At 59.8% G+C, this 13,547-nt stretch carries 12 protein-coding genes; 3 read left to right on the top strand and 9 right to left on the bottom strand.

What is annotated here, in order from left to right; translation table 11 throughout:
- Positions 1-240: 240 nt before the first annotated feature.
- Positions 241-2,871, bottom strand: a complete 2,631-nt coding sequence (gene ppc, locus IB250_RS11590; RefSeq protein WP_192344193.1) for a phosphoenolpyruvate carboxylase — start codon at positions 2,869-2,871, stop codon at positions 241-243.
- 232 nt (positions 2,872-3,103) lie between these two features.
- On the opposite strand from ppc, the gene IB250_RS11585 reads away from it, so the two are divergent.
- The 3 genes from IB250_RS11585 to IB250_RS11575 all read left to right on the top strand — a co-directional run bounded on the left by IB250_RS11585 (position 3,104) and on the right by IB250_RS11575 (position 5,079).
- A complete protein-coding gene (locus IB250_RS11585) occupies positions 3,104-3,448 on the top strand; it encodes a pilin assembly protein (protein WP_192344192.1) in 345 nt (114 codons plus the stop codon).
- A gap of 372 nt (positions 3,449-3,820) precedes the next feature.
- Positions 3,821-4,234 (top strand): DUF4398 domain-containing protein, encoded by a 414-nt coding sequence (locus IB250_RS11580; RefSeq protein WP_063342619.1) that lies wholly within the window; start codon positions 3,821-3,823, stop codon positions 4,232-4,234.
- A gap of 56 nt (positions 4,235-4,290) precedes the next feature.
- A complete protein-coding gene (locus tag IB250_RS11575; RefSeq protein ID WP_123498112.1) occupies positions 4,291-5,079 on the top strand; it encodes an OmpA family protein in 789 nt (262 codons plus the stop codon).
- Between the two features lie 204 nt (positions 5,080-5,283).
- Here the strand turns inward: IB250_RS11575 and IB250_RS11570 are convergent, their stop codons facing one another.
- The 8 genes from IB250_RS11570 to IB250_RS11535 form a co-directional block, all read right to left on the bottom strand.
- The gene (locus IB250_RS11570) at positions 5,284-5,613 is read right to left on the bottom strand and encodes a hypothetical protein (protein ID WP_192344191.1); all 330 of its coding nucleotides are present in this window, start codon (positions 5,611-5,613) and stop codon (positions 5,284-5,286) included.
- Positions 5,610-6,524 (bottom strand): alpha/beta hydrolase, encoded by a 915-nt coding sequence (locus tag IB250_RS11565; protein ID WP_192344190.1) that lies wholly within the window; start codon positions 6,522-6,524, stop codon positions 5,610-5,612. Before IB250_RS11565 ends, IB250_RS11570 begins: the two co-directional genes overlap by 4 nt.
- Before the next feature lie 151 nt (positions 6,525-6,675).
- Complete coding sequence (locus IB250_RS11560; protein ID WP_123498105.1) at positions 6,676-7,953, bottom strand: flavohemoglobin expression-modulating QEGLA motif protein; 1,278 nt, start codon at positions 7,951-7,953, stop codon at positions 6,676-6,678.
- 36 nt (positions 7,954-7,989) lie between these two features.
- Positions 7,990-8,544, bottom strand: a complete 555-nt coding sequence (locus IB250_RS11555; protein ID WP_192344189.1) for a hypothetical protein — start codon at positions 8,542-8,544, stop codon at positions 7,990-7,992.
- Between the two features lie 160 nt (positions 8,545-8,704).
- Positions 8,705-9,421, bottom strand: a complete 717-nt coding sequence (locus IB250_RS11550; RefSeq protein ID WP_185022174.1) for a TetR/AcrR family transcriptional regulator — start codon at positions 9,419-9,421, stop codon at positions 8,705-8,707.
- A 103-nt stretch (positions 9,422-9,524) separates the two neighbouring features.
- Positions 9,525-11,027 carry a lysine--tRNA ligase gene (lysS, locus tag IB250_RS11545; RefSeq protein WP_192344188.1) on the bottom strand — a complete coding sequence of 501 codons (1,503 nt, stop codon included), beginning with the start codon at positions 11,025-11,027 and terminating at the stop codon, positions 9,525-9,527.
- Positions 11,028-11,136: 109 nt separating this feature from the next.
- Positions 11,137-12,232, bottom strand: a protein-coding gene (gene prfB / locus IB250_RS11540) for a peptide chain release factor 2 (RefSeq protein ID WP_095920368.1) whose coding sequence is annotated in 2 segments (ribosomal slippage) — positions 11,137-12,159 and positions 12,161-12,232 — 1,095 coding nt in all. Because the reading frame shifts where the segments join, the coding sequence is not laid out codon by codon here.
- A gap of 305 nt (positions 12,233-12,537) precedes the next feature.
- Positions 12,538-13,539, bottom strand: coding sequence for a response regulator (locus tag IB250_RS11535; protein WP_192344187.1), 1,002 nt, complete (start codon positions 13,537-13,539; stop codon positions 12,538-12,540).
- Positions 13,540-13,547: the final 8 nt, after the last annotated feature.

Below are 13,547 nucleotides of genomic sequence, written 5' to 3'. Positions count from 1 at the left end.
GGGGCCAATCTCAAAAATAGGATCGCGACCGCCCAAACGGCCAAAGGCTGATCAAGATACACAGCAGGCCCTGCCCACACAAGCCGCCGAAAGTCGGAGAAACCCGCCCCTTACGAGACCCTGCGAAGGGGTAACCCAAGTCGCAACCCCATCATTAACTGTCGCGTGGCAGACCTTTTCGAGCGCTCGCCAACAGGCACTCGACGCTCGCGCCGGGTGCCTGTTCCCACGACGAAAACCTTAGCCGGTATTTCGCAAACCGGCGGCAATCCCCGCCACAGACACCAGTAACGCCTGTTCTACCGGGCTGCCTTGGGCCACATCCTGTTGCCGCGAACGTGCCAACAGTTCGGCCTGCAATAGATGCAGCGGGTCGAGGTAAGTGTTGCGCAGGCGGATGAATTCAAGGGTGGCTGGGCTATGTGCCAGTAGCTGCGACTGACCGGTCAACCCCAGGACCACTGCACAGGCCTGCGACAATAGGTCGCGTAAATGCGCACCCAAAGGGAGCAGATCCGGCTCGACCAGACGCTCATCGTAAGACTGGGCGATGTCGGCGTCGGCCTTGGCCAGCACCATTTCCAGCATATCGATGCGGGTACGGAAGAATGGCCACTGCTCGCGCATCTGCCCCAGCAACTCACCCTCGCCGCGCTCCAGCGCCTTGCTCAATGCCGCTTCCCAGCCAAGCCAGGCCGGCAACATCAGGCGCGTCTGGGTCCAGCCGAAGATCCACGGAATGGCGCGCAGGCTTTCGATGCCGCCAGCGCGGCGCTTGGCCGGACGGCTGCCCAACGGCAAACGCCCCAACTCCTGCTCCGGGGTGGACTGGCGGAAATACTCGACGAACTGCGGATTTTCCCGCACCACGGCGCGGTATGCCTTGACGCCATCGGCGGCCAATTCGTCCATCAAATGGCGCCAGGCAGGCTCAGGGGGTGGCGGTGGCAACAAGGTCGCCTCCAGCACCGCCGCCAGGTACAGATTGAGGTTTTGCTCGGCGATGTCCGGCAGGCCGAATTTGAAACGAATCATTTCCCCCTGCTCGGTGGTGCGGAAACGCCCCGCCACCGACCCCGGCGGTTGCGACAGAATCGCCGCGTGCGCCGGGCCACCACCACGGCCCACGGTGCCCCCGCGACCGTGGAACAACAGCAGCTCCACTTGCTGTTCGCGACAGATGTCGACCAAACGCTCCTGCGCCCGATACTGCGCCCAGGCTGCCGCTGTAGTGCCGGCGTCCTTGGCCGAGTCGGAATAACCGATCATCACTTCCTGCGGCCCTTGCAGGCGCGAGCGATAGCCCGGCAGCAGCAACAGTTTTTCGATCACCGGGCCGGCGTTATCGAGGTCGGCGAGGGTTTCGAACAGCGGCACCACGCGCATCGGCCGCAATACACTGGATTCTTTGAGCAGCAATTGCACGGCCAGCACGTCGGAAGCGGCACCGGCCATGGAAATCACATACGAGCCGAGGGAGGCCCCCGGTGCCGCGGCGATTTCCCGGCACGTCGCCAGCACTTCGGCGGTGTCGGCAGACGGCTTGAAGTATGCCGGCAGCAATGGCCGACGATTGTTCAGTTCGCGCATCAGGAAGGCGATGCGCTCCTCTTCGCTCCAGTCCTCATAACGGCCCAGGCCGAGGTAATCGGTGATTTCGGTCATGGCCGCCGTGTGGCGCGACGCGTCCTGCCGCACATCAAGGCGCACCAGAAACAGCCCGAATGTCACCGCACGGCGCAGGCAATCGAGCAACGGACCATCGGCGATGACGCCCATGCCGCATTCATGCAGCGAGTGGTAGCACAGCTCCAGCGGGTCCAGCAGGTCGCGGTTGTTTTGCAGCACATCGGCCGACGCTGGCGTGTTTGCCGTCAGGGATGCGTGGGCCCAGTTACGGGTCGCGCGCAAGCGTTCACGCAGTTGTTTGAGCACTGCGCGGTAAGGCTCGGCGCTGTCGCCGGCCTTGGCTTTCAACTCGTCACTGGCCTGCTGCATCGACAACTCGGCGGCGAGGTGATCAACATCGCGCAGGTACAAATCGGCGGCCATCCAGCGCGCCAGCAGCAACACTTCGCGGGTTACGGCGGCGGTGACGTTGGGGTTGCCGTCGCGGTCGCCGCCCATCCATGAGGCAAAGCGAATCGGTGCGGCTTCCAGTGGCAGGTGCAGGCCGGTGGCGGCATGCAGGGCCTGATCGGCCTTGCGCAAATAGTTGGGAATCGCCTGCCACAGCGAATGCTCGATCACCGCGAAGCCCCACTTGGCTTCGTCCACGGGTGTCGGACGGGTACGGCGGATTTCTTCGGTGTGCCAGGCTTCGGCGATCAGGCGCTGCAACTTCGTTTTGATCTGCTCGCGCTCGGCGGTAGTCAGGTCGCGATGGTCTTGTGCGGCCAGTTGCGCGGCGATCGCGTCGTACTTCTGGATCAGCGTGCGACGCGCGACTTCGGTGGGGTGCGCCGTCAATACCAGCTCGATTTCCAGCCGGCCCAATTGCCGGGCCAGGAACTCGGGGTCATGGCCCGCAGTCAGCAGGCGAGCGAGCAATTCCGGCAACACCCGGGCCTCGAATGGCGCGGGTTGCGACTCTTCGCGGCGGTGAATCAACTGATATTGCTCGGCGATATTGGCCAGGTTGAGGAACTGATTGAACGCTCGCGCCACCGGCAGCAACTCGTCTTCGCTCAACTGGTTGAGGCTGGCGCTGAGTTCGGCGTCCATCGAACCGCGACGGTCAGCCTTGGCGCCTTTGCGGATCTGCTCGATCTTGTCGAGAAAGTCGTCCCCGTACTGTTCACGAATGGTATTGCCCAACAGCTCACCCAAAAGGTGAACGTCCTCGCGCAAGCGTGCATCAATATCGGTCATCAGCAGTTCTCCAGCGAAAATCCGGGCGGCTATGCTTTGGTAAAGACGTTGAAATAGAAGCTCTGTTAAAGAGAGTGCCGTCGTAAAGCGCTTCTTACAAGCAGACGACGCCAAGGACTTCAAACACCGGGCATTGCAGCTAATCTCAACCATAAGCCGTACAACGGCGTATCACCGGCCACCGCCGGACACTCACCCGGCCTGCCACGAGCAGGTGCGCAATGAGGTCATCATGAAAATCCGCGAGCTCGCCAAGCATTGGGAAGAAAACGCCAAGGGTCGTCTGACCGACTCTGGCTACGCGATTCATCTGGACGTGGAAGCCGCCGCGCGGCTGGCGGCGATTATCGACATGTACCCCAAGCGGCGCCCCGAAGAACTGCTCGGCGAGCTGATCGGCGCCGCCCTGGAAGAGCTCGAAGCGAGCTTTCCATATGTGAAAGGGTCAACGGTGGTGGCCACCGATGAAGAAGGTGATCCGCTGTACGAAGATGTCGGCCCGACCCCGCGTTTTCTCGCCTTGTCCCGGCGTCATTTGCATGATTTGTCGGGCGATAACGACAAGCAGAAACACTGAATTTGACGCCGAATCTGTGGGAGCGGGCTTGCTCGCGAAAGCGGCGTGTCAGCCAACATTTATTTCAACTGATACGGCCTCTTCGCGAGCAAGCCCGCTCCCACACTGGCTTGCTATTCCTTCGATAATTGCATGTTCCCGGGCCATGAAACGGTCGGGAATACCGTCGCATATCGCTAAAATTACCGGTTTAGAGCCTTGTCCTCTCGATCAGGTTTTTTCGGGCGATAGGCCATCTTCTCTGAACTTTTGAAAAACACTTTGGGTCAACCCAATAACCACGCCTGGGACGGCCGATTCAAAATGCTCTGGAAATTGAAGGTTGCGGCTCCTTGCCCAGGATGGATTCAGATGTTTTTCAGGAGTTATCCAATGGAGTTGAAGACCATGAAGACCAGCATCGCATCATCCTCGTTCCCCCATCTGCGCGGTCTCAAACTGGCGGCCCTGGCCATCGGCGGCAGCTTCGTTCTGGCCGGTTGCGCCGGTAACCCGCCGAGCGAGCAATACGCCGTGACCCAATCCGCCGTGAACAGCGCTGTCAGCGCCGGTGGTACCGAATTCGCCGCCGTGGAAATGAAAGCCGCTCAGGACAAGCTCAAACAGGCCGAAATCGCCATGCACGACAAGAAGTATGACGAAGCCAGAATGCTGGCCGAGCAAGCCGAGTGGGACGCCCGCGTCGCCGAGCGCAAGGCCCAGGCGATGAAAGCCGAACAAGCTGTGAAGGATTCCCAGAAAGGTGTTCAGGAACTGCGTCAGGAAAGTCAGCGCACCGTGCAGTAAGCGCCCATCCCGATTTTCAGACCTGAAACACTTATCGATAGAAAGGACGAACTATTATGCGCAAACAATTGATGATCCCCGCCCTCCTGGCCGCAAGTGTTGCACTGGCTGCCTGCTCCACACCGCCCAACGCGAACCTGGAGCAAGCCCGCACCAACTACACCGGCCTGCAAGCCAACCCGCAAGCCAGCAAAGTCGCAGCGCTGGAAACCAAAGACGCCAGCGAATACCTGGACAAGGCCGACAAGGCTTACCTGGATAGGGAAGACCAGGCCAAGGTCGACCAACTGGCTTACCTGACCAATCAGCGCGTTGAAGTGGCCAAGCAGACCATCGCCCTGCGCACCGCTGAAAACAACCTGAAAAATGCCGCGGCACAACGGGCCCAGGCTCGTCTGGATGCCCGCGACCAGCAGATCAAACAGCTGCAGGACAGTCTGAACGCCAAACAGACCGATCGCGGCACGCTGGTGACGTTTGGTGATGTGCTGTTTGCCACCAACAAGGCGGACCTGAAGTCCAACGGTTTGGTGAATATCAACAAACTGGCGCAGTTCCTTCAGGAAAACCCGGACCGCAAAGTGATTGTCGAGGGTTACACCGACAGCACCGGCGCGGCGTCGTACAACCAGTCGCTGTCCGAGCGTCGTGCGACCTCGGTGCAAGTGGCCCTGATCAAGATGGGTGTCGATCCTGCGCGCATCGTGGCCCAGGGTTATGGCAAGGAATACCCGGTTGCGGAGAACTCCAGCGTCTCGGGCCGTGCAATGAACCGTCGGGTGGAAGTAACCATTTCCAACGACAACCAGCCTGTCGTACCGCGTTCGGCGATCAGCGCCAAGTAAGCTGGCCACGCTGAAACTTAAAAGCCCCGCCTGAATTGATCAGGCGGGGCTTTTCTATTTGACGATCACTGAACCTGTGGGAGCGGGCTTGCTCGCGAAAGCGGTCGGTCAAACAACAGAGATGTTGAATGTTATACCGCTTTCGCGAGCAAGCCCGCTCCCACATTGGATCTTCGGTGAACGCAGTACTTGTGTACGACCGGGTTACTGTTCGAGTTTTTGCGGCGTTTCCTCGCCCATGCAGCGCACGGCCTTTTTCTTGTTGTTGATCAGCACGCCGGTCAGGCCTTTCTGTTCGGTGTCGAACAGCACCAGCACGCCATCGATGCACTGGGCCACTTGTGGGGCCGGTTCCAGGGAGACCTTGTAGTCTTCGCCCGGCACGGTCTTGAGCATGGTGAAGTCGCTGAGCAGCAGCGCATCTTCGGGTTTGGCGAAGTGCAGGTAGCCGTACCACCACAGGGCGCCAACGGTGCCGAGGATGCTGCAAATACCGGTGATGATCAGCGGGATGGCGTTACGTTCTTCACTCATTGCGGACTCTCTGGTAGTTCATCTTCAGAATTCGGGGGTGCCGGGTAATTGGGGATCTCACCCAGGCGGCGCAGGCCGTCGAAATGCTGCGGGTCTTCGAGGTAGCGCAGCATGACCTTTCGCCAGACCGGGTCGGCGAAGGTTTGCACATGACCGCCACGGGTCAGTTGCAGCACTCGCGGCGGCGGCGCAGCTTGATACAGTCGGATGCCGTTGGAAAGGGGCACCAGCTGATCATCGATGCTGTGATAGATCAGTTTCGGTACGCCGTTGAGCTGCGTCATGGAATGGATCGCGCTGTCGCCGTCCGGCACCAACCAGGACAACGGCACCTGGAACGGCCAGGTCATCCACGACGTACTCAAGGCGAAACGCCCGACATCACGGTAACTGGCAGGCACGCCATCGAGTACGAAAGCCTTGAGTTGCCGCTGGCGCTCGGGATGTTGGGCCAGGAAATGCACGGCCATCGAACCGCCAAGGCTCTGACCGAGAAGGATCAGCGGTTTACCCTTGACCTCCGGGGCCTGGTCGAGCCATTTGAACGCGGCATCGATGTCCTGATAAATCGCCGGCAACGCCGGTTTACCTTCGGACCAACCGTACCCACGATAGTCCACCAGCAACACCTGATAGCCCTGCTCCGGCAACCACCAGCTCCCACCCAAATGCCACGCCAGGTTGCCGCCGTTGCCGTGCAGATGCAGCACCGTGCCTTTGACCTCGACACCTTTTTTCGCCGGCAGCCACCAGCCATGCAGCTTGAGGCCGTCAGCGGTGACCAGGGTGACGTCGCGGAATTCGAGTTTGGCTTTTTCCGGGGTGAACGGCTGGCCGGGCTCGGGGTAGAACAGCAGAGAGTCGCAACCGCCGAGGGCCAGGAGCAGGCAAAAGATGCCGAGGATTCTCATCCGGTGAAGCCTCGCGAAAAATGGGGGATTTAAATACACACCCCCTGTGGGAGCGAGCCTGCTCGCGATGGCGGTGTGTCAGACAACATCGATGTTGAATGTTAAGCCGCTATCGCGAGCAGGCTCGCTCCCACAGGGGATCTCATCATGGTTAGAGGATATTGGAATAATCCGCTTCGATCCGGTCCAGGCTCAGGTGGTTGAGGAAGTTGGAGAAGCACATCCAGGCCGACAGCGCGTTCATGTCGCGGAATTGGTCGGGCAGGTACTTGGGCGGCACCACCAGGCCTTCGTCCACCAATTGGCGCAAGGTCCGCATGTCTTCCAGCGTGGTCTTGCCGCAAAACAATAGCGGTATCTGCTCCAGCTTGCCTTTACGCACGGCCAACTGAATGTAGTTGTAAACCATGATAAAGCCCTTGAGGTAGGACAAGTCTTTGGTAAATGGCAGACCAGTCGGCACCGAGCCGCGGAAAACCCGGCTGGCGTTGCCGTAGCTTTCGGCCATTTCGAAGCCTTGCTCACAGAAGAAATCGTAGATCTGCAAGAAGTCCGCGCCCTCCTCCACCATATGAATGGCGCGGGTGCGGTTGGTCAGTTTGCGCAGGCGGCTCGGGTAGGAGGCGAAGGTGATGATTTCCATCAGGATCGCCAGGCCTTCCTGGGTCACGGTGGATGACGGCGGGCCTTTGGACAGGAAGGTGCAGATCGGCTGATTCAGGCCGTTGAGCGTGGTGCCCACATGCACCAGCCCTTCGTGGACTTCCAGCGCGCGCACGTCGCGGTCGTTGAACATCGCGTCGGCGCGGATCTTGATGTAGTCGGCGCCCGCCGCCGCATCGGCGACGATCCCGTCGGACTCGAACACCCGAATGGTTTCTTCGTTCTCGCCAAACACCCGGTTCAGCCGGTGTTGCAGCAGGTCGACGGCTTCCTTGGCGGTGAGAAGTTTCGGTTCGTCCTTGAGGTCGCCACGGCCATCGATGTTGTTCAGGTAATCGGAGAGCATGAGGCCCAGGTCGGCCAGGGTCGGGTCGCCGGCGTGAAACGCATCGGACGCCGCGCCATACAATTCCTGGGAAATCAGCCCGAAATCTTCGGTGCCGCGCGCTTCAAGCATGCGCACCACCATCCGGTATTCCTTGCACATGCGGCGCATGATCTGGCCGACCGGGTTGAACTGGCCGAGCTGGCGAGTGATGTCGCGCTCGATGTTCTGGAATTCCAGCTTCACTTTGCTGGAATCAAATGCCAGCGGTCGATTGAGGTAGTAGTCGCGGTCCACGGCCGGCATTTCCTTGCCCTTGCCTTTGAAGAACCCCTTGCGAATGCTGTCGTCCCACTTGACCGCATCCAGAACGCGAATCGGCGTCTGCGCCAGCACTATGCGATCGGACAAAATGCGTATCGTCTGCTGGTATTCGTCCACCCGAAACTCCTGTAGTAAAACCGTTACGTGCTGGGTTTATTTGGCTTTGGCCAGGCGCTGGTAGCGCACCGCTTCGACGAAAACATCGGAATTGGCCGGATCATCGAGGTAGGCAAACACCTGATCCAGGCTATTGTTGATCAACACCCCGTCGCCGTCGTCGGTCCGGAAGCCTTGGCCACTGAGGGCTTCTTGGCCCATGGCCTGTTTGATCTGCTCGAGGTCGAGGTTGTAGACCACCAGTTCGTGCTTATCGTTGAGCTCGAAACCGGTGATAGTGAAATTCCCGCCGAACTGCGCCGGCACCTTCGCCGACAGGTACCAGCGATTGCCATGGCGCGACACGGTGAAGGGATAGGCTTCACGCTCATGGGGCTTGGCCTTGAAGTAGCTGACGGCCTGATAGCGATTGTCGCCGATGCGCGTCAGTTCCAGGTTCATCGGCTCGCCCCAGGCATTGGTGCTGGTCCACTTGCCGAGCAATCCTTTGGGCGCGGGCTCGCTGGCGGGCAGCGGCTCCTTGAAGGTCACCAGACAGCCACTGAGCAGCAGGATCGACAAGGCGATCACAATGACGCGCCAGGCTTTCATTCAACACTCCCTATCGATACACGACGACTTTTGCGCATTGATCGTTCCCACGCTCTGCGTGGGAATGCATCCGGTGACGCTCTGCGTCACGTCAGTAAGGGACGCGGAGCGTCCCGGGCGGCATTCCCACGCAGAGCGTGGGAACGATCGGAGTACCGGGTTACACCGACGCCAGCACCAAATGCATGTAGCGGTTGAGGATGCCGAGCATTTCCTCTTCGGCCACAGGCTCGGCGTCGTTGAGCAGGCCCTGATATTCCATCCGTCCGATAATCGCCGTCAACACTTTGGCATCCTGTTGTGGCTCACGGGAACCCAATACTTCGAAAAGCTGGCAGGTGCCCTGCAGGAGAATTTGCTGATGGGAGCGTACCAACAAGGCCAGGCGCGGGTTGAGCAAGGCTTCCTGGCGGAAGGCTTGCTCAGCCATCAAGTGCTCGCGGCGATTGATCAATTGCCGATGAACATAGTCAGCCATCAGCCGGGCGATATCGTCCGCCAGCTGTGAGCGGGACTCGGGGGTGCCATCGCCGCTGACAACCATCTCGCGCAACAGGCCTTCGTTGCTGGCCCACAACCGGGCCATGAACGCCGCACTGCGTTCCACATATTGGGCGAAGGTATCGGTGAGCAGGTCATCGATGTCCTTGAAATAGTAGGTCGTGGCCGACAGCGGCACACCCGCTTCAGCGGCCACCGCACGGTGCCGTACGGCCCGCACGCCATCGCGCACGACAATGCGCATCGCCGCGTCAAGAATGTCCTGTCGACGCTGTTCGCTGCCCTGTCGGCTGGCCTTGCGGCCCTGGTACTGAACACTTTCAGCGACCGCAGTGGCGATATCCGCTGCACCTTCTTGAGCCATTGCACGATTCACGACAGGTATTCCTCTCTAAACGTCAAAAGTAACCAATTGATACGTTTGTACCAGACAGGCAATAAAAAGCCGCCTGTTATAGGCGGCTTTTTAATTGAAACACTTACGCTTGCGGCCGCATGTGCGGGAACAGGATCACGTCGCGGATCGACGGTGAGTTGGTCAGCAACATCACCAGACGGTCGATACCGATCCCTTCACCGGCCGTTGGCGGCATGCCGTACTCCAGCGCGCGAACGAAGTCGGCATCATAGTGCATGGCTTCATCGTCGCCGGCGTCCTTGTCGGCCACCTGCGCCATGAAACGCTCGGCCTGGTCTTCGGCGTCGTTCAACTCGGAGTAGGCGTTGGCGATTTCACGGCCACCGATGAACAGTTCGAAACGGTCGGTGACGTTCGGGTTCTCGTCGTTACGACGGGCCAGCGGCGACACTTCGAACGGGTACTGGGTGATGAAGTGCGGCTGTTCCAGCTTGTGCTCGACCAGCTCCTCGAAAATCATTACCTGCAGCTTGCCCAGACCTTCGAAGCCCAGCACCTTGGCGCCGGCCTTCTTGGCGATGGCGCGGGCCTTGTCGAGGTCAGTCAGGTCGTCTGCGGTCAGCTCAGGGTTGTACTTGAGGATCGAGTCGAACACCGACAGACGCACGAACGGCTCGCCGAAGTGGAACACCTTGTCGCCGTAAGGCACGTCGGTGCTGCCCAGAACCAGCTGAGCCAGTTCGCGGAACAGCTCTTCGGTCAGGTCCATGTTGTCTTCGTAGTCGGCGTAAGCCTGGTAGAACTCCAACATGGTGAATTCAGGGTTGTGACGCGTCGAAACGCCTTCGTTACGGAAGTTGCGGTTGATTTCGAAGACTTTTTCGAAGCCGCCGACCACGAGGCGCTTGAGATACAGCTCAGGCGCGATACGCAGGAACATTTCCATGTCCAGCGCGTTGTGGTGAGTTTCGAACGGCTTGGCCGCCGCGCCGCCTGGAATGGTTTGCAGCATCGGCGTTTCCACTTCCAGGAAGTCACGCTTCATCAGGAAGCTGCGGATGTGCGCAATCACTTGCGAGCGAACGCGGAAGGTCTGGCGCACCTCTTCGTTGACGATCAGGTCAACGTAACGCTGACGGTAGCGCTGTTCGGTGTCGGTCAGGCCGTGATGCTTGTCCGGCAGCGGACGCAGGGATTTGGTCAGCAGGCGCACGCTGGTCATTTCGACGTACAGGTCGCCCTTGCCGGAACGCGCCAGGGTACCTTCGGCGGCAATGATGTCGCCCATGTCCCAGGTTTTCACCGCGGCCAGGGTGTCTTCGGACAAGGTTTTACGGTTGACGTAAACCTGAATGCGACCGGTCATGTCCTGGATCACCATGAACGAGCCACGGTTGAGCATGATGCGACCCGCCACCTTGACCGGGATTGCAGCCTCTGCCAGTTCTTCCTTGGTCTTGTCCGCGTACTGTTTCTGCAAATCTTCGCAGTAATTGTCGCGGCGGAAGTCGTTGGGGAAGGCATTGCCCTTGGCGCGCTCGGCAGCAAGCTTTTCCTTGCGCAGGGCGATCAGGGAGTTTTCTTCCTGTTGCAGGGCTTGCGGGTCGAGTTGTAGGTCGCTCATGTCTTTAAATATTCCATCAGGTTCGTTGCCCCCAGCCTTCGGCTAGGGATCGCGGGCAAGCCCGCTCCCACAGGATCGCGGTGAATCAGCTGATCACTGCATGCATGTCTTACAAGCCTTGTTTCAGGCTGGCCACCAGGTATTCGTCGATGTCGCCGTCGAGCACCTTGTCGCAGTCGCTGCGTTCGATGTTGGTACGCAGATCCTTGATCCGCGAGGCATCGAGCACGTACGAACGGATCTGGTGACCCCAGCCGATATCCGACTTGGTGTCTTCCAGGGCCTGGGAAGCGGCGTTGCGCTTCTGCACTTCCTGCTCATACAAACGCGCCCGCAACATTTTCATCGCGGTGTCTTTGTTCGCATGCTGGGAACGTTCGTTCTGGCAGCTGACCACGGTGTTGGTCGGTACGTGGGTAATCCGTACGGCCGAGTCGGTGGTGTTTACGTGCTGACCACCGGCACCGGAGGAGCGGTAGGTGTCGATGCGCAAGTCCGACGGGTTGATGTCGATTTCGATGTTGTCATCGATTTCCGGCGACACGAACACGGCCGAGAACGAGGTGTGACGACGGTTGCCGGAGTCGAACGGGCTCTTGCGCACCAGACGGTGCACGCCGATTTCGGTACGCAGCCAGCCAAAGGCGTATTCGCCCTTGATGTGCACGGTAGCGCCTTTGATACCGGCGACTTCACCGGCCGACAGCTCCATGATGGTGGCGTCGAAACCGCGTTTATCCGCCCAGCGCAGGTACATGCGCAGCAGGATGTTGGCCCAGTCCTGAGCCTCGGTACCGCCGGAGCCGGCCTGGATATCCAGGTAGGCGTTGTTGGCGTCCATCTCACCGCTGAACATGCGACGGAATTCGAGTTTTTCCAGGGATTCGCGCAGGCGCTCGACTTCGGCAGCGACGTCATCGACGGCGGCCTGGTCTTCTTCTTCGGCGGACATCAGCAGCAGGTCTTTGGCATCGGCCAGACCGCTGTGCATTTCGTCGAGGGTTTCGACGATCTGAGCCAGCAGCGACCGCTCGCGGCCCAGTTCCTGAGCGTACGACGGGTTGTTCCAGACACTCGGATCTTCAAGCTCGCGATTGACTTCAGTCAGACGCTCATGCTTTTGATCGTAGTCAAAGATACCCCCGAATAGTTTCGGAGCGCTCGGACAGGTCCTTGATACTGTTAAGGATCGGGTTGATTTCCATGGCGGGCAGCACTCGTTGGCGAACTTTTGAAAGCCGGCGAGTATAACGTAATCAAGCTGTCAAGGCAGCCCGCCTGGCGGCTTTAGCGGCGAATGGTTTTGCCTGAAACCACGGGGCACTCCTGTAGCAGCGGTCGAGCACCGCGAGGCCGCGTTCGAGGACGAAGTCCTCGCCAGTCCTGCGCACGCGGTTTGTCTGGAAGACCGCGCTGTATGGTTTTACGACGGCTGCGCCGCCGAACGCTGCCTCGCGGGGCTCGACAGCTGCTACGGTGCTGCGGTGCTACAGAATGAGGTATTTGTGGGTTATTCGATCCCCACCTGATTACGCCCATTGTTCTTCGCCAGGTACAGCCCCTTGTCTGCCGCCGAGATCAATTGCCGGCAATCGCTGCCCGGCTGTGGAATCATGGTCGACAGGCCGATGCTGATGGTCAGGCTCGAACCTTCGCTCGGGAAAATGTGCGGGATTTTCAACCCGGCCACGGTCTGGCGCAGTTTTTCCGCCACCATTCGCGCACCGCCCGGCGAGGTGTTGGGCAGGACCAGCACGAACTCTTCGCCGCCGTAACGGGCCGGCAAGTCCGAAGGTCTGGAGCTGGCGTCGCGAATCGCCGTGGCGACTTTGCGCAAGGCCTCATCGCCTTCGAGGTGGCCAAAGCTGTCGTTGAAGGACTTGAAGTAGTCGACATCGATCATCAGTAGCGACAATTGAGTCTGGTCCCGCAGCGAACGCCGCCACTCCAGCTCCAGGTATTCGTCGAAATGCCGGCGGTTCGACAGCCCGGTCAGGCCGTCGGAGTTCATCAGGCGTTGCAGCACCAGGTTGGTGTCGAGCAACTGCTGCTGGCTGACCCGCAGCGCGCGGTACGCCGCATCACGTTGCAGCAGGGTCATGTAGGAGCGCGAGTGATAGCGGATACGCGCCACCAGTTCGATGTTGTCCGGCAGTTTGACCAGGTAATCGTTGGCACCGGCGGCAAACGCCGCGCTCTTGATCAGCGGGTCTTCCTTGGTCGACAGGACAATGATCGGAATGTCCTTGGTCGCCGGGTGATTACGGTATTCGCGCACCAGGCTCAGGCCGTCGAGGCCGGGCATGACCAGGTCCTGAAGGATTACGGTCGGCTTGATGCGAATCGCCTGGGCGATGGCCTGGTGCGGGTCGGCACAGAAATGGAAGTCGATGTTTTCTTCGTTCGACAAACCACGCCGCACTGCCTCGCCGATCATCGCCTGATCGTCCACCAACAACACCATGGCGGCGTTTTCATCGGTTTTGAAGTCGTCGAGCTGTAATTCATTCATGTGCGGTC

This window comes from Pseudomonas sp. PDM09, assembly GCF_014852305.1.
Lineage (GTDB): Bacteria > Pseudomonadota > Gammaproteobacteria > Pseudomonadales > Pseudomonadaceae > Aquipseudomonas.
Note: the sequence above shows the minus strand (reverse complement) of the source record. Positions and strands in the feature narration are given on the sequence as shown.